The organism is Microbacterium pullorum, assembly GCF_014836535.1.
GTDB lineage: Bacteria > Actinomycetota > Actinomycetes > Actinomycetales > Microbacteriaceae > Microbacterium > Microbacterium pullorum.
This window is the reverse complement of record NZ_JACSQP010000001.1, coordinates 400,038-423,106: the sequence shown is the minus strand read 5'-3', so window position 1 is coordinate 423,106 and position 23,069 is coordinate 400,038. Positions and strand designations below refer to the sequence as shown.

Here is a 23,069-nt window from a genome sequence, read left to right as displayed (position 1 = left end):
CGTGGCTGCACAGACCGGAGTCGAAAGCGACGAGCAGCTGCTGGCGCGCGCCGTCGGCGACCTCTCCCGCCGCACCCGCTTCCCCGTCGTGTTCGCCGGTCTGGAGCATGCCGGGGCCGTGCACATCACCGCCATCGCCGGCGCCCGCACCCACAGCATCGAGGGACTCGTGGTGCAGGCGAGCAAGGGTCTCGGCGGCGCCTCGTTCGTCGAGGGCCGCCCGCGCCTCGCCCTGGAGTACCGCACCAGCCGTTCCATCACGCACGACTACGACCGCGCGATCCTCGGCGAGGGCATCTCCACGCTGCTCGCCGTTCCGGTGATGGTCGCCGGGCGCGCGCGCGGTGTCATCTACTGCGGTTCGTGGCACCGCTCCCCCGTGGGCGATGTGGTGTCGCGTCCGGCGTTCACAGCGGCGGAGTCGCTCGGCACCGAGTTGCGGGTGCGCGACGAGGTGCGGCGGCGCCTCGCCCTCGCGGCGCCGCCCGCTGCGGCATCCTCCCTGCCCGCCGCGGCGCGCGAGGAGTTGCGCGAGAGCTACGCGGAACTGCGCAGCATCGCCGCGACCGTGGACGACGCCGGCATCCGCGAGCGCCTCGCCCGGCTCGAGCAGCGGCTGGCCACCCTCTCCTCCGACGCATCCGGTCCCGCTGAGAAGGTCGACACCAACCTGTCCCCGCGTGAGATCGACGTGCTCGCCTGCTGCGCCCTCGGCTCCACCAACGGCGAGATCGCTGCGGCCCTCGGTCTCAAAGAGGGCACCGTGAAGTCCTACCTCGCGTCGGCGATGGCGAAGCTGGATGCCTCGACGCGCCATGCCGCGGTGATGCGTGCCCGCCGCGCCGGTATTCTTCCGTGACGGCGACAATTCACCCTGAATCGCCGACACGCCGAATTGAGAACGCACCCTACTATCGTGACCGGCATTGACACCAGTATGGTGTGCCCATGGCTCGCAGAATTGTGCATCAACTCGTCGACGATCTCGACGGAACCGAACTCGAAGTCGGATCGGGAGAGACCGTATTGTTCTCACTCGACGGCATCGCGTATGAGATCGATTTGACCGACGAGAACGCTCAGAGCTTGCGCGACGCGCTGGCCCCCTATGTGTCTGCGGGTCGCCGGGTATCGGGCGGGCGCGGCACGTCCGGCACCTCCGATTCCGCACGCAAGCGCCGTCGCACCGGTCAGCACGATTACGGCCCCGTACGCGAATGGGCAAAGTCCAACGGCTACACCGTTTCCGAACGTGGGCGCGTGCCCGCAGCCGTGCTCGAGGCGTACGAAGCCGCCCACTGATCGGCGTTCCTCCGGCAGCGTGATCTCCACCGCGGCGAAGGGCGCGTGGTGGTGGGCGCGCGACTATTCCTACGCCCTCTATTGGCAGACTCGCGCGTTGCTGGATCGCACGCCGCCCGATGCACTCCACACCGGCGATCGGGTGCCGGTGATCGTGCTGCCCGGCATCTACGAGACGTGGAAGTTCATGCAGCCGCTCGCGGTGGAGGTGCATCGACGCGGGCATCCGCTGCACGTGCTCGATGACCTCAAGCGCAACGATCGACCGGTGGTCGACGCGGCCGAACAGGTCACCGCCTACCTCGAGACGCGTGATCTGCGCGACGTCGTGATCGTGGCGCACAGCAAGGGCGGGCTCGTGGGCAAGCAGGTCATGCTCGGGCCCGCCGCGGCACGCGTGCGGGGCATGGTCGCGGTGGCGACCCCGTTCGGCGGCTCCCGCTACGCCCGGCTGCTGTGGACGCCGACGCTGCGCATCTTCTCCCCCGCCGATCCAACGATCGTGTCGCTGGCGAAGCAGGCCGCCGTGAACACCCGCATCGTGTCGATCTACGGCCGCTTCGACCCGCACATCCCCGAGGGCAGCGATCTGCCCGGCGGCAAGAACGTGCGTCTGGAGACCGGCGGACACTTCCGCATCCTCGCGCACCCGCGCGTGCTGGCGGAGTTCTCCCTGCTCGCCCGCTCCCCCGGCGCGCTCTAGCCTTTGACCGCTCCCTGGGTGACGCCTTCCATCACCCATCGCTGCGTGAACAGGTAGACCACGATCGCGGGCGCCATCGCCATGAGGTACGACGCGAACGCCACGTTGTAGTTGTTGCTGAACTGGGTCTGGAAGATGTTCTGCACCACCGGCAGTGTCTGCGACGCGGGGTCGGAGATGATGAGCGACGGCATCATGAAGTCGTTCCACGATGCCAGGAACGCGAAGATGCCCACCGTCGCACTCATGGGTGCCAGCAGCGGGAAGACGAGGTAGCGGAAGGTCTGCCAGGTGCTGGCGCCGTCGATGCGTGCGCTCTCTTCGAGCTCGGCGGGGATGGAGCGCAAGAAGGCGGTGAACAGCAGGATGCTGAAGCTCAGCTGGAACATGATGTGGAGGATCGTCACCCCCACCGGGTTGTCCAGTCCGGTGAGCCCGCTGAGCTGGATCTGCGGCAGCGCCACCACCGGGAACGGCAGGAACATCGCGGCGAGCAGGTAGTAGAAGGAGTAGCGGAAGAGCTTGCGGTCCCAGTTGCGGGAGATCGCGAACGACGCGAGCGCCGCCAGCAGCACGGTGCCGGCGACGGTGAACGCGGTCACCAGCACCGAGATGAGGAAGGCGCGGGGAAAGTCGGTCAGCTCCCACGCCTCGACGAAGCCGTCGACGCTGAAGGGCGCAGGCCAGGTGAACGCGTTGCCGTCGACCGCCTGCGACTGCGTCTTGAAGGCCATCGAGATCGTGACGTACAGCGGCACGAGCACGGTCAGCGCGCAGAGGATGAGCAGGATGGTGCCGGACCAGTTGACCCGCTCCATGCGGAAGCGCCCGGAGCCGCGCTTGCGCGGACGGTCACCGTCGAGGATGCGTTGGGCGTCGACGTCCTCGATGGCGAGGGCGAGCTGCGTGGAGGACATCAGAACACGTTCCTTCCGCGGGTGAGGCGCAGTTGCAGCAGGGACAGCACGATCGCGATGAGGAAGAAGATCGTCGCGTTGGCCATCTGGTAGGCGTAGTCGCCCCCGGAGAAGCCGGTGAAGATCGTCATCGCGATGCTGCGGGTGGCGGTGCCGGGTCCGCCGTTGGTGAGGCCGACGATGATGTCGTAGGCGTTCAGGAAGTTCTTGAAGCCGAGGATCATGTTGATCACGACGTACCCGGCCACGAGCGGCAGCGTGATGCGCAGCAGCTGCTGCAGCTTGCCCGCCCCGTCGAGGTCGGCGGCTTCGTAGACCTCACCCGGGATCGACAGCAGCCCGGCGATGTAGATGAGGAGTGTGCCGGGGATCGCCTGCCAGGCCGCCACCACCACGATCGCGACCCACGCCAGATCGGGGTTGGCCAGAATGCTCTCGCTCAGCCAGCCGACGCCCCACGACGTGCCCAATGCCGGCAGGGAATTGGAGAAGAGGAAATTGAAGACGTAGGCGATGATGATGCCGGAGATGACCATCGGGATCACGAACACCGCCCGCAGCCCCGTCTTCAGCCGGATGCGGGAGGTCAGCCCGACGGCGAGGAGGAAGGCCACCGCGTTGACGACGAGCACCGTCACGATGGCGAAGAAGAACGTGAACAGGTAGCTCTGCAGGATCGCCGGGTCGCTGAAGACGGCGATGTAGTTGATCAGCCCGATGAACTCCCAATCTCCGAAGCCGATGGAGTTGGTGAAGCTGAAGAAGATGCCGATGACCGCGGGGAGCGTGATCGCCAGGGTGAACATGATGAGCGGGGGCAGGAGGAAGAGGTAGTAGACCCCGTCGACCTTTCGCCGCCCCGTGCGCGGCTCGGTGGATGCGGCGTTCTTGGTCGGCCTCGCCGCCACCGGAGTGGGGATCGCCGCCGGAATCGTTGCCATGATCTGTTATCCCCTCGGTCCACCGGGCTACTGGCGCAAGGCCAGCCGCGCCCAGTCGGCATCCATGACCTGCAACGTCCCCTCGACGTCGGAGCCGGTCACGATGCCCTGCATGTAGTTGTCGGTCGGGATGGTCAGCGGGATGGCTTTGGACGGTCCCTGGTAGAACCGCGCCTGGTCGTAGTACTCCTTCATGCCGATGATGCGCTCGTCGGTGACGGGGGCCGAGTCGGTGGTGGTGCCGTACCCGAGGAAGGCCGCGTTGTACTCGTCCATGACGTCTTTGTCGAAGAGATAGCTCAAGAAGTCCCGCGCCTCCTGCTTGTGCTGCGAGGCCTCGGGGATCCACGCCGCGAGGTCGATGTTCACCCGCACCCGCAGGTCGTCGGGGTCATCCGTCATCGGCAGCGGAAAGGTGCCCAGCTGCATCGCGTCGTTCGTCTTCGCGATCTCGCCGAACGCCCACGGCCCCTGCAGGTACATCGCCGCCTCGCCCTTCGCGAACGCGAGGTTGCCGTCGCCGTAGGCGCGACTGGCGGCGTCGGGGTTGACGTAGTTCTCGGTGAGCTGCGTCATCCGGTCCACCGGGTCGACGAGAGTCGTCTGGAACGACACGTCGGAGTCGGGGCCGACCTCGGTACCGAGGTCGTTCATCTCGTCGAAGAAGCCGGCCACGTCGATGGAGCCCCCGACGGTGTAGTCGAACCAGCCCTGGCCGACCGTCCACGGGTCCTTGAACGTGGCGTAGAACGGTGTGATGCCCGCCGCGCTCAGCTGCTCGCACACCGCCTGCAGCTCGTCCCAGGTCTGCGGCACCTCGAGCCCCTGCTGCTCGAAGATCTCCTTGTTGTAGATGACCGATGCCGCCATCACCGAGTACGGCAGCACGCTCGTGCGCCCGGGATACGTCGCGTACTGGTCGACGAGGTCCTGCACCTCGGGGAGGATCCGGTCGGCCTCGGGCATGTCGCTCAGATCGCTGAGCGCCCCCCGCTCCATGAAGCGGGCCATCTCCATGTTGTAGTTGAGCAGTCCGAGATCGGGCGGGTTGCCCCGCAAGAATCCCGCCTGCAGGTTCGACGAGGTGTCGAACACGACGCGCACATCGTCCTGCGACGCGTTGTAGTCGGCGATGAGCTCGCGGAAATACGGAATGGCCTCCGGCTTGCTCAGGTGGAACCTGATCTCTGCCGGGCCCGAACCCCCGGCGCAGGCGGCGAGACTCAGCGCCGCGGCGAGCGTGGCGGAGATCGCAGTGGCGCGCAGGAGCCGCCTTCGTGAACGTTGCGAACCAGACATCCGTTGTCCTTCCGCCAGCTTCGTTGGATGGCGTATCGCGGCATGGGAAGCGCTTCCGATGATGGAACCATACGGATACCGCGACGTCAATGAACAGCCTTCGCAACCGCTTCCGGAGAGTTATCCTCTGACACATGGGAGTGCCCGGTCAGCCGATGGTCAACATGGCGGATGTCGCCGAGCGCGCCGGCGTGGGCATGGCCACCGTCTCCCGCGCGCTCAGCGGCGCGTACGGAGTGTCGGAGGCCACGCGGCGACGCGTCAGTGAGATCGCCCACGAGATGGGGTACGTGGTGCATCCCGAGGCGTCGAAGCTCGCCCGGGGCGCGACCGGACGGGTGGCGGTACTCATTCCGCAGGCCTCGAGATGGTTCTTCGGCGCCGTGGTCGAGGGGATCGAGCGGGAGCTGCGGCGGGCCGGGATGGACGTGCTGCTGTATCAGGTGCCCGATGCCGACGCACGCCACGGTTTCTTCCGCGACCTTCCCACCCGGCGCAAGGTCGATGCCGTCATCGTCGTGGGGATGCCGGTCGATGACACCGAGCAGCAGGCACTCGAGGCGCTGCGGGTGCACGTGGTGTCGGTCAGCGGACGACACACGACGTTTCCGTTCGTGCGCATCGACGATGTCGAGGCGTCCCGACAGGCGGCGGCGCACCTGCTGGCGCTCGGCCACCGCCGCATCGGGATGATCGAGGCGGTGCCGCCGTCGATCCCCGAGTGGCGCGCCGAGATCGACCGCTCAGAGGGGTTCCGTGCGGCGCTCGCGCGTGCCGGCATCCCGCTCGATCCCGCGCTCACGGTGCGCATCCCGTGGGATTCCGAGGCCGCCGCCCTCGCGATGGGCAAGCTCCTCAGCGCGCCCGAACCGCCGACGGCGGTGTTCGTGCACTCCGACGAAATGGCGCTGGCCGCGATCCGCACGGTGCGCCGTGCGGGGCTGCGGGTGCCCGAGGATGTGTCGGTCATCGGCATCGACGATCATCCCCTGGCTGCACTCACCGACCTGACCACGATCGCGCAGCCGGCCGCACTGCAGGGTGCGACGGCGGCGCTCATGACCCTCGCCCTGATCGCCGGCACGCCGGTGGACGAGCGCGTGACCGTGCCGACCATGCTCGTTCCGCGCGCCACCACCGCTCCCCTGCCCCGCTGACTCGGCCGTCGGGGGGGCGGCGTCAGGGATTGGTGCGGCGCCCCGGCCGGCGTGCGGCGAGGTGCTCGTCGAGGGTCAACGCGGCATCGATGAGGGCCAGATGGGTGAACGCCTGCGGGAAGTTGCCGATCTGCTCGCCGGTGGGGGCGATCTCCTCCGAGTAGAGCCCGAGGTGGTTGGCGTAGGTGAGCATCTTCTCGAACGTGAGGCGCGCGGCGTCGAGGCGATCGGCGCGCGCGAGGGCGTCGACGTAGAGGAACGTGCACAGCGAGAACGTGCCCTCCGATCCCCGCAGCCCGTCGGGTGACGCGCTGGGGTCGTAGCGGTACACGAGGCTGTCGGAGACCAGTTCGGTCTCCATCGCCGCGAGGGTGTCGAGCCACATCGGGTCCTGCGGCGAGATGAACCCGACCTGCGTCATCTTCAGCAGCGACGCGTCGAGTACGGTCTCGCCGTACTGCTGCACGAACGTGCGGCGTTCGGGGTTCCACCCCTTCGTCATGATCTGGTTGTAGACGGCGTCGCGCTGCTCGGTCCAGCGGGCGAGCGGGGCGGGCCGGCCGTAAGCGACGGCGAGGCGGATGGCGCGGTCGAAGGCCACCCAGCACATGAGTCGCCCGTAGGTGAAATCCTTGCGGCCGCCCCGGGTCTCCCAGATGCCTTCCTCGGGCTGATCCCAGTTGTCGGCCAGCCAATCCAGCAGCGAGCCGATGGCGATCCAGCCGGGCTGACCGATGGCGATACCGGCGTTGTGGGCGTGCCAGAGGGCGTCCAGCGCCTCGCCGTAGATGTCCAGCTGCAACTGCCCGGCGGCGTCGTTGCCGACGCGCACCGGGAAGGACTGCCGGTAGCCTTCCCACGCCTCGAGGGACTCCTCCGACAGGTGCGGGTCGCCGTCGATGCGGTACATGATGTTCAGCGGCCCGGTGTCCGAGCCCGCCTGTTCGGCGATGCGGTCGCGCAGCCAGCGACCGAATGCCGCCGCCTCGTCGTAGAAGCCGAGCCGCACCAGCGTGGTCACCGAGAACGACGCGTCGCGCACCCAGGTGAAGCGGTAGTCCCAGTTGCGTTCGCCGCCGATCTGCTCGGGAAGCCCGGCCGTCGGCGCGGCGACGAGCCCGCCGGAGGGCGCGTAGGTGAGCAGTTTCAGGGTGATGGCTGAGCGTTCGACCTCTTCGCGCCAACGGCCGTCGTAGGTGGAGCGGCCGATCCAGTCCTGCCAGTAGTGCGCGGTGTCATCGAGCAGCCGCCGGGCTTCGTCGACGGGCACGGCACGCGGCTCGGGCGCACCGTTCATTTCCAGGACGAGGCCGCGTGTCTGGCCCTGCACCAGGCTGAGCGTGAACCGCAGGTCACCGGCATCCGTCTGCTCGGCCCGTGCGAGTCGCTCCAGATCGGCGTCGCGGATGAGGTTGAGGGTCATCGTCGTCTCGCCCGCGGTGAACATGGCGCCATCGTCGGTGACCGTCACCTCGTGCGGCTGCCGCCCGTAGTCGAAGCGGGGGGCGATGGCGATGTCGAACACGATCGAGCCGCGCACGCACGTCAGCTGCCGCACGAGCCGATGCCTCTCGCTCGGGGTGTCGGAGGCGACCGGCATGTAGTCGATGACCTCCCCCACCCCGTCCTCGGTCATGAACCGGGTGATGAGGATGGCGGTGTCGGGAAAGTAGAGCTGTTTCGTCTTGACGTTCTCGCCCCGCGCCCGCGCGCTGAAGTGACCGCCGCGTTCCTTGTCGAGCAGGGCCCCGAAGATGCTCGGCGAGTCGAAGCGCGGGCTGCAGAACCAGTCGATGGTGCCGTCGGTGGTCACGAGCGCAGCCGTCTGCAGGTCTCCGATGAGGCCGTGGTCGGCGATGTCGGGGTACTCGTTCATGAGCGGACCTCTCCTTGGGCGGGTTCAGCCGCGACGGATGCTGTTCGCCCCGGCAGGAATATGGCGACCACGGCGCCGGCGGCTGCCACCACCAGCAGCGGCGTCATCGCCAGCCCGTAGCCGTCGGCGGGGCCGGCGTACGCCACCGCCAGCACGGTGCCGACGATGGCGGTGCCGAAGCTCGACCCGAGGTTCGACACGCTGCGCGACAGGCCCGAGATCTCGCCCTGCTGCTCTTCGGGGAAGGCGGACTGCACGATGTTGACGCTGGGGGTGAGCATGAGGCCGACCCCGAGGCCGAGGACCAGCAGCCCCGGCGCGTACGCCCACGCCCCGGGGACCGCGGCGACCAGCAGCAGTCCCAGCAGGCCGGCGCCCGTGGCGATGAACCCGACGATGATCATCGACCGCTGCGCGAAGCGCTTCACCAGGCGACCGGCGGTGAGCGAGGAGACGAGGATGCCGAGGGTCGCCGCGCTGAAGATCACCCCCGTCTCGATGGCGTCGTACTGGCGCACGACCTGCAACTGGCTGGCCACGAGCATCGACGTGCCCATCAGCAGCAGCCACTGGAAGTTCTGGGTGATCAGGCCCATGTTCGAGATGCGGTTGCGGAACAGCGCGGTCGACAGCAATGGTTCGCGCCCGGCCCGCTCGAGGCGGCGCACCCACCAGAAGAACACCGCGATCACGCCGGCACCGGCGGCCATGAGCCCGAGGGAGAGCAGCAGGTCGTTGTCGGCGGCGAGGATGCCGAGGACGAAGATGATGAGGCCCGACCCCGACAGCACGGCGCCGAGCACGTCGTAGGGGCGGCCGCGCTCGGCCGGGCGCGGATCCTTCATGCGCAAGGCCAGCAGCAGGATCACCACGATGATGAGGGCCTGGAAGATGAACGCGGCACGCCAGCTGATCGCTGCGGTGATCCAGCCGCCGATGAGCGGCCCGGTCGCCGCTCCGATGCCGCCGGCGGCGCTGACGACGCCGAAGGCGCGCACCCGTTCGGCCAGGCCGGTCCAATACATCGTCACGAGGATGTAGACCGGCGGGATCAGCAGCGCCGTGCCGGCACCCTCGAGGATCGAGTTGCCGAGGATGAGGATGCCGAGACCGGGCGCGAGCGCGCTGACGATGGCTCCGACGCCGTAGACGGCGAGCCCGAGGATGAAGCAGAACTTGCGTCCGAAGAGGTCGGTGAGCTTGCCGAAGGGGATCATCAGCGCGGCCATCACCAGCAGGAACAGCGTGATGGACACCTGGATGCCCTGCACCGTGGTGTCGAGGTCGCGGCTCATGTCGGTGAGCATCACGTTCATGTTCGATCCGGCGAACGAGCAGATGAACTGTGCGAGCGCGAGGGGAAGCAACGTCCAGCCCGGAGTGGCGGTGTGCGGCACTGCGGGGCGCGAGGACACCGGCCCTACCCCAGTCCGAGTCTCTGCATGGCGCACCCCTGCCCGACGACGCTCGAATGGTACCGTCGCGCGTCCGTCGCCACCAGGGGTCTCAGGCGAGCGAGAGGAAGAGCTTCTCCAGTTCCTCGGGGTTCGACCCGCCCTCGGCCTGGGGGTCGGCGAGGCACTCCTTCAGCGCCGTGGAGATCACGAGGAACCCGGCACGATCGAGTGCCTTCGACACGGCGGAGAGCTGCTGCACGACGTCGCGACATGCGGCATCCGACTCCACCGCCGCGATGACCGCCGCAAGCTGGCCGTGCGCGCGACGCAGCCGGTTGGCGATCTTGCGCTGCGCATCGGGGTCGTGTAGGGCAGCGTCTGCCGTGGCGGTGACGTCGGTCATGGGGAACCTCTTCCAGGGGAGCCGATTTGACAGCAACGATACCCCACGGGGTATGGTGTGAATACCCCCGGGGGTATCCCGGCCTCCCCTCGCAACGAAGGAACACACGACATGTGTCGAGCAGTGACCTGCCGCGTCTGCGGCAAGACGACGTGGACCGGCTGCGGCCAGCACGTGCAGAGCGTGAAGAACACCGTGCCGGTGTCGGACTGGTGCAACGGCAAGCACAGCCCCGACCAGATCGCCGCGGCACAGGCGCAGCGCAGCGGCGGCGGCTTCTTCTCCCGCCTGTTCAGCCGCTGACTCCAGCGCCTCCACACCCCACTCGATCCGACCACACCCGACCCGAATAGGAACACACCATGTGCGCACGCGTCACCTGCCCCCAGTGCGGCAAGCCGACCTGGGACGGCTGCGGCCAGCACGTCGAACAAGCCCTCGCGGGCGTCGCCGTCGCCGACCGCTGCTCCTGCGGATCGTGACGGCTGCTGCCTCGGCAGCACCCCACATCGGCACGATCGTCGACGGGTACGCCGTACCCGTCATCAATGAGCGCGCCGTTCGCGCCGCCGCAGGAATCCTCTTCCTCGGCGGCGCGACCGCGTTCGGGTTCGCCGCGGCGACGGGGTCGACTCAGCCGCTGCAGCCCTTCGGCATCCTGTTCCTCGTCGACATGATGCTGCGCGTGGTCGCCGGTGACCGCTGGTCGCCCTCGCTCACGCTCGGCCGTCTCATCGTTCGGCGTCAGCGACCGGAATGGGTCGGGGCGCCGCAGAAGGAGTTCGCCTGGTGGCTGGGCATCGGCCTGGGCCTGGTGACCTGCGCCGGAATGGGCCTGTTCGCCGCCCCCTTCGCCCTCGTGCTCGCGCTGTGCGGCACGTGCCTGTCGCTCCTGTTCGTCGAGACCGCCTTCGGCATCTGTCCCGGATGCCACTTGCAGCGCCTCTTCACCCGCACGCCGCCGCAGCACTGCGCCGGCGACGCCTGCATCACCCGCTGATCCCGCTCCCCCTTCGCTCTTCTGACCCCAAGGAATCCGATGTCGCGCCTGTTCCCCGCCCTCGTCGGCGCCGTCGCCCTCAGCCTCACCCTCGTCGGCTGCGCCGCCCCGGCCGAGCCGGTCGCCGTCGGTGACGACACGATCATCATCGATGTGCGCACCCCCTCGGAGTATGTCGACGGTCACCTCGACGGGGCGGTGTCGTACGACCTCAACGGCGGCGAGCTGGCCGCATCGCTGGATGAGCTCGACCCCGACGCCGAGTACCTGGTGTACTGCGCCTCGGGCAACCGCTCGTCGCAGGCGACACGGTTGATGGTGGATGCCGGATTCGACGACGTCACCGACCTCGGTTCGATCGACGCTGCTGCCGAGGCGACGGGGCTGCCTGTCGTTCGCTGAGCGACACCGGGTGTTCCCGCTCCAATCAGCGGCCGCCGCGCGTGGCGGCCACGTCGAGGATCCACGTCACGCCGAAGCGATCGGTGAGCATGCCGAACCCGGGGCTCCACGCCGAAGCTGCCAGCGGCTCGATCACCGCAGCGCCCTCGGCCAGCGCCGCCCAGTACTGCTGCACCTCGTCGATCGTGTCGCCGCGCGCGGAGAGGAAGAACGGCTGGTCCGTGAGGGTGACGCCGTTCGCGCGTCGGGTGTGTCCGGCATGCGCGGCATCCGTCGTCCCCTCGCTCGCGCCGGGGATGTCGTACGCCATGACGCGGAATCCGCTGTCGCTCTCGAGCTGCCCGAAGACGACGTTCTGGGCGCCCGGCGCACCGGCCGGCATTCCGACGTCGCTGTAGCGGGTGACCGCCAGCGTGCCGCCGAAGACGGAGTGATAGAACTGCAGCGCCGCGCGGGCGGTGCCGCGGAAGTTCAGGTGCGTGGTCGTGGTGATGGTCATGTCTGCTCCTCATCAGGGGGACGCCGGTGTTCCGACAGCAGTCACGTTTCCACTCGTATAGGACTGTTTCGGTCCTCCATTCGTCTTAGGGTCAAGACGTGACCACGACCTCGCGATTGCTCACTCTGCTGTCGCTGCTGCAGACGAGGCGCGACTGGCCCGGCGCAGTGCTCGCCGAGCGCCTGCACATCAGCCACCGCACGGTGCGCCGCGACATCGAGCGGCTGCGCGAGATGGGCTACCGCATCGACACGACGATGGGTCCCGATGGCGGCTACCGATTGGATGCCGGCAGCGAGCTGCCCCCGCTGCTCTTCGACGATGACCAGGTTCTGGCGCTCGCGATCGCGCTGCAGGCGGCCGCGATGTCGGGCACCGAGATCGGCGAGGCCGCACTGCGGGCGCTCACCACGGTGCGCCAGGTCATGCCGTCACGCGTGCGCCGGCGCATGGATGCCGTGTCGTTCACCACGCTCGCGCACACCGGCGCCGGGCCTGCGCCGTCGGTCTCGCCTGACGTGCTGATCGCCCTGTCGGCCGCGGTCCGCGCACACGAAGTGTTGCGGTTCGACTACGCCGACCCGCGTGCCTCGGATACGACATCGGATGCCGGTTCCCCGCCGGCGCGCCGGGTGGAACCGCACCATCTCGTGGCGTCGCAGGGCCGCTGGTATCTGCTCGCTTGGGACCTCGACCTGGGCGACTGGCGCATCTTCCGCGCGGACCGCATGACGCCGCGCACACCGACGCGGCTGGCTTTCGTGCCGCGGGAGGTGCCCGGCGGCGACGCGGCGGCCTTCGTGGCCGCGCGGTTCAAGGGTTCTGCGCAGTCCGACGCGTGGCCGTGCGTGGGGACGGTGTTGCTGCGGCTGCCCGCCCGCGACGTGCTGCCGTTCGCCGGGGACGGCGTGGTCGAGGACATCGCACCCGACTGGTGCCGCTACACCGCGGGGTCCTGGTCGTGGGTGTCGCTCGCAGCGGCGCTGGCGCGCTTCGACGCCGACCTCGAGGTGGTCGGGCCGCCCGAGCTGGCCGACGCGTTCACCCGACTGGCGGAGCGGTTCGGGCGTGAGGCTTCCGGTCGTTGAGCGAGCGCAGCGAGACGAAACGCCCCACCACCGGAACCACGTTTCGTCTCGGTCGCTGCGCTCCCTCGCTCAACGACCGGAGGCGGCCGGTCCCCACAGACGCGCACGCCGGTCAGTCCTCCGGTCGCCGACGCAGCCGCTTGGTGTCGGTGCGCTGCTTCTTCGCGGTCAGCCGCCGTTCCTTCGCGCCGCGCGTCGGCTTGGTGGCGCGGCGGGGTGGCTCCGCCGGGCGCACCGCGTCGGCGACCAGCGCCGCCAGCCGCTCCCGGGCGGCATCCCGGTTGCGGGCCTGCGCTCGATGTTCGGATGCCGTGATGGTCAGCACTCCCCCGACGAGCCGGCCCGTCAGCCGCTGCAGGATCCGCTCGCGCTGGTGTGGGGTCAGTGACGGCGAGCCGGCGGCATCCCACACCAGCTCCACCCGCGAGTCCGTCGTGTTCACGCCCTGCCCACCGGGGCCCGACGAGCGTGAGAACCGCCAGGTCAGCTCCGACTCCGCGATCGTCAGCGCGGGTGTGACGCGCAGTCCGGGGCGGTGTACAGCGGGCATGCCTTCATTCTTGCGGTTCTGCGGCCCCGGCTGAGGCGGCGTCCAGGCCTCGCACGGTGTACCGGCGCTCGATGCCGGCGGTGTGGGCGCCCCACTCGCTGGCCGCGACCCTCTCCTGGTGGGCGCGGAACGACGTCTCGTCGCGGAATCGCTCGGCCACGTCCCACACCCCCGGCTCGCCGGTGGGGGCGACGTCGAAGGCGAGGCATCCCGGCTCTGCGCGGGTGAGCGCGACGTGGCGTGGGAGGTGCTCGCGCACGAGCGCGTCCTCGTCGGCGCTGCGGCAGAGGAGCTGGCCGGTGAGGGTCACGTCGGGCATGCGTTCAGGCTACGGGTGGTCCCGTACCGGTCGCGACGGCGTCGCACCATCGAGCGCGGCGGTCACGGGAGAGGTCGGGTCGTCACCCCTGTGTGTCGGTCCACGAGGCGATGTCGACCCCGTGGTTGTCCGGCGACGCGAGCGACCACCAGGCCGGAGCATTCGAGTCGTCGACCAGCCTGCCGCCGGCGGCGAGCGCGGCGTCCACCCGCGCCTGCGCCTGATCGGCCGGCACGAAGACGTCGAAGTGCGTGCGACCGCGTGCTGGGTTGTCGCCCGCGATCGGGTTGAACGCGAGTTGCGGCCCGCTGCGCAGGGGGTCGACGGCATCGGTCTCGCCGAGCGGCTCGTAGCCGAGCGCGGCGAGGAAGAAGGGCCGCACGTCGGCCTCGGAGTGCTGGGCGACGTAGATCCCGATCGTCTGCACGCGCGAGGGGTCGGGTGTCAGCGACAGCTCGGCCGCAGCCGCAGACACCGCCGCGGCGAACTGCGGTGCGGCCGCCGGGATGCCGTCGAAGTCGCGGGAGGCGACCCGCACGATGACCGCCTCGGGGCGCAGGTCGATGTCGGGCAGGATGCCGAATCGCTCGGCGGCAGCAACCGTCGGCGCCACGAGCGCCGCGGCCTGCGCCAGCGAGCTCGCGGTGAAGACGGCGACCGGTCCCGCCTCGGTGACCCGCCAGTCGGAGACGTCGGGCGCTCGGTGGAACTGCGCCGCGGAGATGCGGGCGGACTCGCTCGTGGACTCACTCATGGGATCTCCTTCGATCGCGGCGGGGCCCACGGTACTCCCGGGGTCGGACGCGGGAGATCCTTGCGTCCTGAGGACAAGCGTCGTCGCGTCAGACCCGCTCGAACAGTTCGGCCGGCCGCCCACGCCCCTCGACGAGCATCCGACCCGTCGCGCGCAGCGCCGGCGTCATCGCCCGTCGGAACGTGTCAGGCACGAGCTTCTCCCCCAGCACGGCTTCGTGCACGAGCCGCAGGCGACGCATGGTGAACGGTCCGTCCAGCAGCGCTCCGGGATCGGGTGCTCGGCGATAGTCCGACCGCAGCACATCTACGGCAAAGTCGACGATGTCGCGGTGGTCGTACGGCAGGTCGGGAAGGTCGCTGATCGGCGCGATCCAGATGTGGTCGGATGCCGGGAGCGTCTCGGCGCGCACCACGTCGACGTGCGCCACCGACAGCACCCAGCCGCGGTCGTCCCGATCCGGTGCGTCGAAGACGTGCAGCTGTCGTGGCTGCAGGCCGGCAACGCCCGCCTTGACGCGCAGCGACCGCAGCACCGCGTCGCGCAGCGTCTCCCCCTCATGGAGAAACGTTCCCGGCAGCCGCCACCGTGCCCCGTCGTCGCCGGCGCGCACGAGGAGCACCGACAGCGATTGATCGACCACCGTGAGCACCGCGGTATCGACGGCCACCGACGGGCGGGAGTAGTCGATGAGCGGCCGGCGCGAGGGCTGGTGCGCGTCTGTCATGACGACAATTTAGCGCACTCTTGCGCAAATCACCGCAGACGTGCATACTGCTTTTAGATCAGATTTGCGTTAAATGGAGGCGATGATCATGGGCGATGGAGTGACGGGCACGATTCCCTGCGAGCTGTTCGGTGGACCGCTCGACGGCGCGAAGTACGGCGACCTGCCGGACCTCGGCGGTTCCTACACGAACGCGTCCCTGGCGCTGCCTCTCGGCCAGCCGGCCGAGGAGCACCCCCGCGCGCTCTACACCTGCCGGGGCGCCGTCCCCGTGAATGGGCTCTGGCAGTTCTTCTACGAGCGCACCGAGTACCCCGCCGATGCCGCCGCGCACGCCGAGGTGGCCGCGGCGCCGGCACGGTTGCCGCTCACCCCGACGGGCAGCTCGGTGAAGGGCTCGCCGTTCGACGGCCGGGAGCAGGTGGCACTCGCCCGCGGCCTGGCGCTCCTGGCCCACCGTAGACAGCTCGACCGGGACGGCACCGAGATCTCGGTCCACCTCGCTCGCGTCGCCGCGATCTTCGACCCGCAGCGGCATCCGCTCGCGCACGCCGCCGCGTGGTTGCACGACACCGTGAAGCGCACGGCGCTGTCGTTCGACGATCTCGCGGCCGCCGGCATCCACCCCGCGATCCTGCATCTCGTCGAGCTGCTCACCCGCGCACCCGGCATGGACGACCAGCGGCACTACGATCGCGTCAAGGGCAACCCGCTCGCCCGGGCGATCCTGCTCGCCGACATCGACGACCGCTCGCGCCGTGATCGGCTCCATGTACTCGATGACCCGACCCGAGAGCGCCTGCAGCGGCGGTACCGTCGCGCGCGCAGACTGCTCACCACACAGAAGGAGGTGGCGCAGTGATGCGTCTTTCCGCAATGCAGCTCGACCGCGCCGTCGGCGCCATCCTCGCATCGGCCGCCGGCGATGCCCTCGGTTCGCGGTACGAGTTCGGCCCGGCACTGCCCGACAGTCTCACTCCCGAGTTCGGTGTCGGATGCTTCGGCCACGACGTCGGCGAGTGGACCGACGACACCAGCATGGCCCTGCCCATCCTGATGCAGCTCGCCGAGGGTCACACGCTCGACGATCCGCACGCCCTCGCCCGCATCCTCGCCGACTGGCGCGAATGGGCGCGCACCGCGAAGGACGTCGGCACGCAGACGCGCGGTGTGCTCAGCCACCTCGACGATGACGCCACCGAGGATGCCGCACGGGCGGTGTCCGAGAACGCGCACCGTCGCACCGGGCGCAGCGGCGGCAATGGGTCACTCATGCGCACCGGCCCCGTCGCGCTCGGCTACCTCGACCGCTCCCCCGCCGACCTCGCTGCCGCCGCCGGACGCGTGGCGCAGCTGACGCACTGGGAGCCCGACAACGTCGATGCCTGCGCGCTGTGGTGCCTGGCGATCCGGCACGCGGTGCTCACCGGCGAGCTCGACATCAGGGGCCAGCTCGCGTGGGTGCCGGCAGACCGTCGCGCACGATGGGCCGAGATCATCGACGAGGCGACCGCGCCCGGCATCCACCCGCGCGACTTCACACCCGGCAACGGATGGGTGGTCCGGGCGTTCCAGGGCGCCCTCGCCGCGATCAGCGGAGCCGTCTCGCTGCGCGATGCGCTCGAGCGCGCCGTGCGGGGCGGCGGCGACACCGACACCGTCGCCGCGATCGCCGGCTCGCTCGCCGGGGCGATCTGGGGCGGATCGGCCCTGCCGCTGTCGTTCCGGCGGCGCCTGCACGGCTGGCCCGGAGTCGACGCGAACGAGCTCACGCGTCTGGCCGTGCTCGCCGCGCGGCACGGCCGCAGCGACGGCGAAGGATGGCCGATGGCAGACCGCGCGACAGTCTATGCCGGCAGCGACCACCTGTTCCCGCACCCTCACGACGAGGACGTGTGGATCGGTTCGCTCGCAGCGCTGGACAGGCTTCCCGATGAGGTGGATGCCGTCGTCTCGCTGTGTCGCATCGGCCGCGCCCAGATGCCCGCCGACGCTGAGAGCATTCAGGTGTGGCTCGTCGACCAGCCCGATCGCAACGCGAACCTCGACAGGGTGCTGGCGGATGCCGCGGACATGGTCGCCGAGCTGCGCCGGGAGGGCAAGCGGGTGTTCCTGCACTGCGCGGAGGGACGCAGCCGCACCTCGGCCGTGGCCGCGCTGTACGGCGCTCGTCACCGCGGCATCCCGCTCGATCAGGCATGGGACGACGTCCGCCGCACCTTGCCCGGGTTCGCACCGCAGCAGTTCCTGCGCGAAGCCGTGGCGCGGCTGGCGCAGCGCGGCGCCGCCACCCGTGGATCTGCCAGGATCACTCCGTGACGATGCACACCGACGCGATGCAGACCGACGCGACCGAGCTCTTCGCGCCTTGGGAGAGGCGAATCGATAGCTGGGCCGATCTTCAGACCGCGATCAACGAACTGACCGGTCTCTACCGGACCGAATCGTTCGTGTGGCGGGGGCAGTCCGATGCGTCGTGGGGGCTGCACAGCTCCCTATCTCGGGCCATCCACGGTGCGACGGGCCGATACCCCACCGAAGCCGAACTGGTCGAGGCTGAAAAGAGGCTGCTGGATCGCGCTCGGATCGACTGGCGGCTCGACGGCATTCCCGCACTGCAGCTGTTCGCGCAGATGCAGCATGTCGGCGTCCCCACGCGACTCCTGGATGTGACCTACAACCCGCTCATCGCCGCATGGTTCGCTGTCTCGCGTGACGAGAAGACCAATGAGAGCGATGGCCGGCTGCTCGTTTTCGGCTCCACCAAGGCGCCGGTGCAGCTCAACTCGCAGTGGAACGCGAATCGTCCACGGTGGCATCGTCTCGACTCCGACGCCGCCCGGCACCAGGTCAACTGGGGAACAGGGCTGGGGCGCAAGATCTGGCGCCCGCCGGCGGTTCACGGCCGCATTCCGGCTCAGAACGCCGCGTTCATCATCGATGGCGTCCCGATCGATTTGCAGGACGGGCACTCTGTCGCGCGAGGCGCGAGATCATGGACGGCCAGCGAGCTCCGCGAGGTGACCTCGATCCCCATGCGGTTCGCACACGCCAGAGAGGGACAACTCCCCGCCGCGAACGCGCCGGTGTTCACATACCGGATCGGACACGCGGCCAAGAGCGAGATCCGCGATCAGCTCGAGCGCCGATTCGGCTACAGCTTCTCAACCGTGTACGCCGACATCGAGGGTCTCGCCGAGTACGTTCGGCGCTGGCCCCGGCACGCCCTCCTCGGGCGCTGACAAGGCCGCCGCCGCGCGTACACCGCAGCACGGTGTTCGACTGGTCACGCGCAGTCGCTTCTGGCATCACCGCGCCTTGAGCTGGCTGAGCAACTCGGCGCTGCCGCTGCCGGTGACCTCGACGATCCGCCCGTTCACCACGCGGTAGAACGCGAACTCCGCCACGTTGACATGACGCCGCGTGGGCGCGATCCCCTGGAACTCCCCCGAGTGGGTGCCGCTCCCCCGCAGGTGCGCGGCGATGCGGTCGTCTTCGACCACGAGCTGGATGCGGCGCCAGCGCCAATCCGGGAACGCCTGGAAGAGGTCGGCGAGATCGCGAATCCATGCGCCTGCACCCGCCGGAAGGTGCGCGCGGCGCACCGCCGGGTCGAGGAACTCCGCGATCGCGGTGAGGTCGTGCCGGTTGCAGGCGTCGAGGTAGTCGGCGTGCCACCCGTGCAGCTCCCAGGGCTCCATCCGTCCATTATCGGCGCGCGTCCCAGGGCGCTCGTCCGCACCTCACCCGAGCAGCGGCCGCAGCACCACCACGAACGGCTCCAGCCGCCGCGCCATGTACGTGTCGAGCCCCTCGCTCACCTCGGCTGCATCCGCCCACTCCGACGTCGCCCGCTCACCGATCGCCATGAGCGCGTGCACCACGTCGCCCACCCGCTCCCGATCGAGCTCGGGAGCGCGCCGGTGCACCCCATCGAGGATCTCGCGGCTCAGCTCGGCCCGGCGCAGGGCCACCGTCGCGCGCAGTTCGTCGTCGGCATCCACGATGCGCCAGCGGGCGGTGAACGCCGCGCGATCGGCGGCGCTGTAGTGCGACAGCGCGAGGATCGCGGCGACGATCACCTCCATCGGTGGCAGATCGGTGGATGCCGCGAGACTCTGCCGCATGCGCTCGGTGCGGCTGTCGAGCTCGCCCCACATGAGGTCGCGCTTGGCCGGAAAGTACGAGAACAGGGTGGTGCGGCCGACGCCGACCGCGCGGGCGATCTGCGCCAGCGATGTCGCGGCGTACCCCTGCTGTTCGAACAGCGCCATCGCCACGGCGCGCACGTCGTCGCGGCTCGCGCTGCGCGGTCGCCCGGGACGCTTCGCGCTCCGCCCGCCGTCGTCGCTCATGCCGCTCCCTCAGATTCCGGAGGGTCTCGACCTCCTGCTCGAGCAGTCTCACACGCTCGCGCAGCGCGCGAGGCCCGGCACGCGCGTCAACGACGCCACGTGCCGAGCCTCGTCACCTCACCGCGTGGCGGCTCGTCGTCGCATCGCCACGCCGGCCCCGCCCAGCAGCACCAGCAGCACGCCCAGCACCGCGGCGCCCTCCGCACCGGCGCCGCCGGTGACGGCCAACGCGGCGCCCGTGATGCGGATGTCGGTCCAGCCGAGCAGATCACCATCCGCGTAGACCGCGAGGCGGTGCATGCCGGGGGTGGTGTCGGCCGGCACCACCACGGAGATGCGACCCGCGGCATCCAGCGTGCCCTGCCCGATCTGCACCGGGGTGGAGTACATCCACACCTCGACGTCGCGGCCCGCGTGCGCCGCGCCCACCCCGATCGTGATGCGCGCGCCGGCGGCGGCGGATGCCGGTGCCGTCAGCGTGCCGCGGTTCTCGGCGGTGAGGCCCGAACCGGGCAGCGGCGCCGTCGGCGCGGCCGGACCGCTCGGCGCACCGGGCGCTCCGGGCAGCCCGGGCGCTCCAGGCGTCCCCGGCGTCCCCGGCGTTCCCGGCTCCCCAGGCTCACCCGGCGTCCCCGGCTCCCCCGGCTCCGCACCGTCCACAACGCGCACCGACCCCAGCCGCAGCGCGCCCGCCTCGACGCCGTCCTCGAACCACCACGCGGCCCGCTCGGTCGCGCCCGCCGCGACCACCGGCATCGTGGCGAAGCCCTCGTTGTTGACGTTCGGCATCCCGCCCGGTCGCGCGACGTGCGCGATGGCCGGCTGCGAGGTGCCGTTGAGCGTGACCTGCGCGGCCCTGCCGTCGCATCCGTCGTCGCACACGGCCCACAGCACGTCGAGCACGGTGTCGTAGTCGAGCGCCATGACACCCGGCAGCCCCGGATCGATCGTGGCGACCAGCTGCGTGGAGCCGTCGCTGTTGAGCGCGAACGCCGAGAGGCCGCCGCCGTCCTCGACAGCCACGACGATCAGCCCGTCGCCGTGCAGCGGGTAGCGCGCCGGGTCGTACAGCGCGTTCGTGTTCGCGTCGACGAGCTTGCCGGCGAGGTCGGCATCGGCGATCCACTCGATCGCCTCCATGCCGAGATTGGCGCTCACCGCCGGCAGCTGCGCCGTGAGATCCCACTGCTGCATCGCGACGACGTCAGGCCCGGGGGCGGTGGGATCGAGCTTCAGCACGACGTTCTGGTTCACGCCCTTGGCGGAGTTGTCGCGCTCAGACGCCAGGTAGACGAACCCGTCCCCAGCGATCGTGATGCCCTCGGCATCCGGACCCGCCGCCCGGGGGTCGCCGGCATCCTTCTGGAAGCGCGCGCGCCTGCCGTCGGCCCAGCCGTCTGCGAAGGCGACCGTCCCGTCGGCCGCGACGGCGAGCTTCCAGTAGCGACCGGTGCCGTTGTCCACGGCCCACAGAAAGGTGCCGTCGGTCGTTTGCTGCACGTCGAGTCCCGAGCTGTCGGCGAGGAACATCGGGGTCTCATCCAGTGCGCGCACCGTCTCGGCGCCCGGCCACACCCCGAGCGGGATGTCGCCCTGGCACACGTTCGCCGTTCCCTTGGTGGACTCGGCGGTGACTGCGAACGGGCCGGTGGCGTCGGGGCAGCGGCCCCACGTCGTGGCCGCGTGACCGGCACCCCACGAGGCGGAATCGATCAGCTCGTCACCCTCGAACAGGCGCACCGTGTCGCCCCCGCCCAGGCCGAAGCCGAGGTCGGCGCGCTCCAGCACGAGGTACCCGTGGGGTGCGATCGTCGAGCCGCCCGGCAGCACATACGCGTGGGTGTCGTCGTCGTCAGAGACGCGGATGCCGGCGACATCCAGCGCGGTCGACGTGGGGTTCACCAGCTCGATCCAGTCGTCGGGCGAGCCGCCGTCGGATTCGACCTCGTTGATGCGCACCGGGTTGCCGCAGGCGTTGCGCGTGCCCTTCGTCGCCGTCTCGAGGTCGGCGAACGCACCGACGCCGTCGGCGCAGCGCGCCCACACCCCGTTCGCGTGCGCGTCGTACCGGTGCTCGGCGACGGTGTTGCCGCGCGCGTCGCGCACCGTCACGGTGTCGCCGTTGCCCAGGCCGAACACGAAGTCGCGCGGCTGGTCGAACACGAAGTACGCGCCCGGCTCGAGCACCGTGCCGGCAGCGAGCGGCGTGGTCTCGGCGGCGTGCCCGACGGGGTCGTTGTCCATGAGGGTCCACCCCGACAGGTCGACCGCCGCCGAGCCGGTGTTGACGACCTCGACCCAGTCGGTCGCGTCGCCGTTCGACTCGATCTCGTTGATCGCGACCGTCGGCGGGACGCACGTGTTGGATGCCCCCGGAGTGGGGTACGCGAGCACGAAGGGTCCCTCGCCGTCGGGACAGCGGGCGAGCGTTGCTGCCGCGGCATCCCCGTCGATCGCGGCGTGTCCCTGCCACGGCTCGGTGTCGTCGAGCAGCGCGCCGGCCGCGTCGAACAGGCGGATGCGGTCGACGCTGCCGATGCCGATCGGGTCGCGGAAGGGCGCCGTGCCCTCCCCCACCGCGCCGACGGTGTTCTCGTCGACGACGAGGTACGCGCCGCCGGCGATCGAAGTGCCGGGAAGGAAGCGCCAGCGGTGGTCGTCGCTGTTGTCGCGGATTTCGAAGCCCGAGATGTCCAGCGCCTCGGCGCCGGGGTTGTACAGCTCCACCCAGTCCGCCGGCTGCGAGTCGACCTCGTTCAGCACGACCACGCCCGCCGCGGGCGTCTCCGGCGCGGCGAACACATTCTCCGCGCCCTTGGTCGGGGCGGATGCCTGCGCCCACGTGCCGTCGGGTGCGACCGCCCAGGTGGCGACCGCGTGCTCGCTCCAGCCGTGCTCGTCGACGAGCTGGCCCGCCGGGTCGAACAGGCGCGCCCGGTCAGCCTTGCCGAGGCCGAAGTCGAGGTGCCCGGCCTCGCCGATCAGTTCGTCGAGCACGAGGTACGCGCCGGGCGCGAGCTGCGTGCCGGGCGGCAGCTCGTAGGCGTGGGTGTCGTCGTCATCCTTGACGGTGTATCCGTCGAGCACCACGGGCGCCGAGCCGGCGTTGTGCAGCTCGATCCAATCCCCGGGCACTCCCCCGGAGGACTCGATCTCATTGATGCGGATGCCGGGCTCAGCGGCGAGTGCGGCGGCGGGCGCGGCCACCACGGCGGCGGCGCCCAGCGCGCACACCACCGTCGCGGCGAACGCGCGGGTCAGACGGCTCATCAATCTCCTCGGGTCGAAACCAACCTTTCGAGGCCATCGGCATCGCCTGACGTGAATCCGTCGACCGGGTGACCGCACGGTGAACTCCGCATGACCGGATGCCGTGACCC

The 23,069-nt window shown here is 70.0% G+C and carries 25 protein-coding genes; 11 read left to right on the top strand and 14 right to left on the bottom strand.

The genetic code is table 11. The features are described from left to right. The first annotated feature begins 1 nt into the window (after window position 1). The 3 genes from H9651_RS02075 (at window position 2) to H9651_RS02065 (ending at window position 2,005) form a co-directional block, all read left to right on the top strand. A complete protein-coding gene (locus tag H9651_RS02075) occupies window positions 2–859 on the top strand; it encodes a helix-turn-helix transcriptional regulator (RefSeq protein WP_191717423.1) in 858 nt (285 codons plus the stop codon). 89 nt (window positions 860–948) lie between these two features. Beyond that, window positions 949–1,302 carry a histone-like nucleoid-structuring protein Lsr2 gene (locus tag H9651_RS02070; RefSeq protein ID WP_191717422.1) on the top strand — a complete coding sequence of 118 codons (354 nt, stop codon included), beginning with the start codon at window positions 949–951 and terminating at the stop codon, window positions 1,300–1,302. Between the two features lie 19 nt (window positions 1,303–1,321). After that, entirely contained in the window at window positions 1,322–2,005 is a 684-nt protein-coding gene (locus H9651_RS02065; protein ID WP_318244722.1) for an esterase/lipase family protein, read from the top strand. On the opposite strand, the gene H9651_RS02060 is transcribed toward H9651_RS02065, so the two are convergent. The 3 genes from H9651_RS02060 to H9651_RS02050 form a co-directional block, all read right to left on the bottom strand. Beyond that, window positions 2,002–2,823, bottom strand: a complete 822-nt coding sequence (locus H9651_RS02060; RefSeq protein ID WP_225216292.1) for a carbohydrate ABC transporter permease — start codon at window positions 2,821–2,823, stop codon at window positions 2,002–2,004. The genes H9651_RS02065 and H9651_RS02060 overlap by 4 nt on opposite strands. A gap of 98 nt (window positions 2,824–2,921) precedes the next feature. Next, a complete protein-coding gene (locus H9651_RS02055) occupies window positions 2,922–3,863 on the bottom strand; it encodes a carbohydrate ABC transporter permease (RefSeq protein ID WP_191717420.1) in 942 nt (313 codons plus the stop codon). A 27-nt stretch (window positions 3,864–3,890) separates the two neighbouring features. Beyond that, window positions 3,891–5,162, bottom strand: a complete 1,272-nt coding sequence (locus H9651_RS02050) for an ABC transporter substrate-binding protein (RefSeq protein WP_191717419.1) — start codon at window positions 5,160–5,162, stop codon at window positions 3,891–3,893. A gap of 134 nt (window positions 5,163–5,296) precedes the next feature. Here H9651_RS02050 and H9651_RS02045 point away from each other — a divergent pair, with 134 nt between their 5' ends. Next, on the top strand, window positions 5,297–6,319 hold the full coding sequence (locus H9651_RS02045) for a LacI family DNA-binding transcriptional regulator (RefSeq protein WP_191717418.1): 1,023 nt from the start codon (window positions 5,297–5,299) through the stop codon (window positions 6,317–6,319). 22 nt (window positions 6,320–6,341) lie between these two features. On the opposite strand, the gene H9651_RS02040 is transcribed toward H9651_RS02045, so the two are convergent. The 3 genes from H9651_RS02040 to H9651_RS02030 all read right to left on the bottom strand — a co-directional run bounded on the left by H9651_RS02040 (window position 6,342) and on the right by H9651_RS02030 (window position 9,995). Then, window positions 6,342–8,195: a glycoside hydrolase family 15 protein gene (locus H9651_RS02040; RefSeq protein WP_191717417.1), complete on the bottom strand. Its 1,854-nt coding sequence runs from the start codon at window positions 8,193–8,195 to the stop codon at window positions 6,342–6,344. After that, window positions 8,192–9,610, bottom strand: coding sequence for an MFS transporter (locus H9651_RS02035; protein ID WP_318244721.1), 1,419 nt, complete (start codon window positions 9,608–9,610; stop codon window positions 8,192–8,194). The genes H9651_RS02040 and H9651_RS02035 overlap by 4 nt, the downstream gene beginning before the upstream one ends. 91 nt (window positions 9,611–9,701) lie before the next feature. After that, window positions 9,702–9,995 carry a metal-sensitive transcriptional regulator gene (locus tag H9651_RS02030; protein WP_191717416.1) on the bottom strand — a complete coding sequence of 98 codons (294 nt, stop codon included), beginning with the start codon at window positions 9,993–9,995 and terminating at the stop codon, window positions 9,702–9,704. Between the two features lie 111 nt (window positions 9,996–10,106). On the opposite strand from H9651_RS02030, the gene H9651_RS02025 reads away from it, so the two are divergent. From H9651_RS02025 to H9651_RS02015, 3 genes are all read left to right on the top strand, one after another. Then, complete coding sequence (locus H9651_RS02025; RefSeq protein WP_191717415.1) at window positions 10,107–10,298, top strand: hypothetical protein; 192 nt, start codon at window positions 10,107–10,109, stop codon at window positions 10,296–10,298. A 175-nt stretch (window positions 10,299–10,473) separates the two neighbouring features. Then, window positions 10,474–10,995: a DUF4395 domain-containing protein gene (locus H9651_RS02020; RefSeq protein ID WP_318244720.1), complete on the top strand. Its 522-nt coding sequence runs from the start codon at window positions 10,474–10,476 to the stop codon at window positions 10,993–10,995. Between the two features lie 39 nt (window positions 10,996–11,034). Further along, a complete protein-coding gene (locus H9651_RS02015; protein WP_191717414.1) occupies window positions 11,035–11,397 on the top strand; it encodes a rhodanese-like domain-containing protein in 363 nt (120 codons plus the stop codon). 25 nt (window positions 11,398–11,422) lie between these two features. On the opposite strand, the gene H9651_RS02010 is transcribed toward H9651_RS02015, so the two are convergent. After that, a complete protein-coding gene (locus tag H9651_RS02010) occupies window positions 11,423–11,896 on the bottom strand; it encodes a VOC family protein (protein WP_191717413.1) in 474 nt (157 codons plus the stop codon). A gap of 98 nt (window positions 11,897–11,994) precedes the next feature. On the opposite strand from H9651_RS02010, the gene H9651_RS02005 reads away from it, so the two are divergent. Then, window positions 11,995–12,984 (top strand): helix-turn-helix transcriptional regulator, encoded by a 990-nt coding sequence (locus H9651_RS02005; protein WP_191717412.1) that lies wholly within the window; start codon window positions 11,995–11,997, stop codon window positions 12,982–12,984. 112 nt (window positions 12,985–13,096) lie between these two features. Here H9651_RS02005 and arfB read toward each other — a convergent pair whose 3' ends face one another. From arfB to H9651_RS01985, 4 genes are all read right to left on the bottom strand, one after another. Next, complete coding sequence (gene arfB / locus H9651_RS02000) at window positions 13,097–13,534, bottom strand: alternative ribosome rescue aminoacyl-tRNA hydrolase ArfB (protein ID WP_191717411.1); 438 nt, start codon at window positions 13,532–13,534, stop codon at window positions 13,097–13,099. Window positions 13,535–13,538: 4 nt separating this feature from the next. Further along, window positions 13,539–13,853, bottom strand: a complete 315-nt coding sequence (locus H9651_RS01995) for a putative quinol monooxygenase (RefSeq protein WP_191717410.1) — start codon at window positions 13,851–13,853, stop codon at window positions 13,539–13,541. A gap of 82 nt (window positions 13,854–13,935) precedes the next feature. Then, window positions 13,936–14,607 carry a VOC family protein gene (locus H9651_RS01990; protein ID WP_191717409.1) on the bottom strand — a complete coding sequence of 224 codons (672 nt, stop codon included), beginning with the start codon at window positions 14,605–14,607 and terminating at the stop codon, window positions 13,936–13,938. Window positions 14,608–14,695: 88 nt separating this feature from the next. Next, window positions 14,696–15,334, bottom strand: a complete 639-nt coding sequence (locus H9651_RS01985) for an NUDIX hydrolase (protein WP_191717408.1) — start codon at window positions 15,332–15,334, stop codon at window positions 14,696–14,698. Window positions 15,335–15,422: 88 nt separating this feature from the next. Here H9651_RS01985 and H9651_RS01980 point away from each other — a divergent pair, with 88 nt between their 5' ends. Genes H9651_RS01980 through H9651_RS01970 form a run of 3 tightly spaced genes read left to right on the top strand, consistent with a single transcriptional unit; the run spans window position 15,423 to window position 18,576 of the window. Continuing rightward, the gene (locus tag H9651_RS01980) at window positions 15,423–16,196 is read left to right on the top strand and encodes a hypothetical protein (protein ID WP_191717407.1); all 774 of its coding nucleotides are present in this window, start codon (window positions 15,423–15,425) and stop codon (window positions 16,194–16,196) included. Beyond that, window positions 16,196–17,653, top strand: a complete 1,458-nt coding sequence (locus tag H9651_RS01975; protein WP_191717406.1) for an ADP-ribosylglycohydrolase family protein — start codon at window positions 16,196–16,198, stop codon at window positions 17,651–17,653. Before H9651_RS01980 ends, H9651_RS01975 begins: the two co-directional genes overlap by 1 nt. Before the next feature lie 2 nt (window positions 17,654–17,655). Beyond that, window positions 17,656–18,576 carry an FRG domain-containing protein gene (locus tag H9651_RS01970; RefSeq protein WP_191717405.1) on the top strand — a complete coding sequence of 307 codons (921 nt, stop codon included), beginning with the start codon at window positions 17,656–17,658 and terminating at the stop codon, window positions 18,574–18,576. A gap of 66 nt (window positions 18,577–18,642) precedes the next feature. Here H9651_RS01970 and H9651_RS01965 read toward each other — a convergent pair whose 3' ends face one another. The 3 genes from H9651_RS01965 to H9651_RS01955 form a co-directional block, all read right to left on the bottom strand. Beyond that, a complete protein-coding gene (locus tag H9651_RS01965; protein ID WP_191717404.1) occupies window positions 18,643–19,035 on the bottom strand; it encodes an ester cyclase in 393 nt (130 codons plus the stop codon). A 42-nt stretch (window positions 19,036–19,077) separates the two neighbouring features. Next, entirely contained in the window at window positions 19,078–19,689 is a 612-nt protein-coding gene (locus H9651_RS01960) for a TetR family transcriptional regulator (protein ID WP_191717403.1), read from the bottom strand. A gap of 117 nt (window positions 19,690–19,806) precedes the next feature. After that, window positions 19,807–22,959, bottom strand: coding sequence for a lamin tail domain-containing protein (locus H9651_RS01955; RefSeq protein WP_191717402.1), 3,153 nt, complete (start codon window positions 22,957–22,959; stop codon window positions 19,807–19,809). Window positions 22,960–23,069 lie beyond the last annotated feature (110 nt).

Coding starts and splice junctions, on each gene's coding strand:
- H9651_RS02070 (WP_191717422.1), top strand. CDS start 949: ATGGCTCGCAGAATTGTGCATCAACTCGTCGACGATCTCGACGGAACC.
- H9651_RS02060 (WP_225216292.1), bottom strand. CDS start 2,823: ATGGAGCGGGTCAACTGGTCCGGCACCATCCTGCTCATCCTCTGCGCG.
- H9651_RS02055 (WP_191717420.1), bottom strand. CDS start 3,863: ATGGCAACGATTCCGGCGGCGATCCCCACTCCGGTGGCGGCGAGGCCG.
- H9651_RS02050 (WP_191717419.1), bottom strand. CDS start 5,162: ATGTCTGGTTCGCAACGTTCACGAAGGCGGCTCCTGCGCGCCACTGCG.
- H9651_RS02045 (WP_191717418.1), top strand. CDS start 5,297: ATGGGAGTGCCCGGTCAGCCGATGGTCAACATGGCGGATGTCGCCGAG.
- H9651_RS02040 (WP_191717417.1), bottom strand. CDS start 8,195: ATGAACGAGTACCCCGACATCGCCGACCACGGCCTCATCGGAGACCTG.
- H9651_RS02030 (WP_191717416.1), bottom strand. CDS start 9,995: ATGACCGACGTCACCGCCACGGCAGACGCTGCCCTACACGACCCCGAT.
- H9651_RS02025 (WP_191717415.1), top strand. CDS start 10,107: ATGTGTCGAGCAGTGACCTGCCGCGTCTGCGGCAAGACGACGTGGACC.
- H9651_RS02015 (WP_191717414.1), top strand. CDS start 11,035: ATGTCGCGCCTGTTCCCCGCCCTCGTCGGCGCCGTCGCCCTCAGCCTC.
- H9651_RS02010 (WP_191717413.1), bottom strand. CDS start 11,896: ATGACCATCACCACGACCACGCACCTGAACTTCCGCGGCACCGCCCGC.
- arfB (WP_191717411.1), bottom strand. CDS start 13,534: ATGCCCGCTGTACACCGCCCCGGACTGCGCGTCACACCCGCGCTGACG.
- H9651_RS01995 (WP_191717410.1), bottom strand. CDS start 13,853: ATGCCCGACGTGACCCTCACCGGCCAGCTCCTCTGCCGCAGCGCCGAC.
- H9651_RS01990 (WP_191717409.1), bottom strand. CDS start 14,607: ATGAGTGAGTCCACGAGCGAGTCCGCCCGCATCTCCGCGGCGCAGTTC.
- H9651_RS01985 (WP_191717408.1), bottom strand. CDS start 15,334: ATGACAGACGCGCACCAGCCCTCGCGCCGGCCGCTCATCGACTACTCC.
- H9651_RS01980 (WP_191717407.1), top strand. CDS start 15,423: ATGGGCGATGGAGTGACGGGCACGATTCCCTGCGAGCTGTTCGGTGGA.
- H9651_RS01975 (WP_191717406.1), top strand. CDS start 16,196: ATGCGTCTTTCCGCAATGCAGCTCGACCGCGCCGTCGGCGCCATCCTC.
- H9651_RS01970 (WP_191717405.1), top strand. CDS start 17,656: ATGCACACCGACGCGATGCAGACCGACGCGACCGAGCTCTTCGCGCCT.
- H9651_RS01965 (WP_191717404.1), bottom strand. CDS start 19,035: ATGGAGCCCTGGGAGCTGCACGGGTGGCACGCCGACTACCTCGACGCC.
- H9651_RS01960 (WP_191717403.1), bottom strand. CDS start 19,689: ATGAGCGACGACGGCGGGCGGAGCGCGAAGCGTCCCGGGCGACCGCGC.
- H9651_RS01955 (WP_191717402.1), bottom strand. CDS start 22,959: ATGAGCCGTCTGACCCGCGCGTTCGCCGCGACGGTGGTGTGCGCGCTG.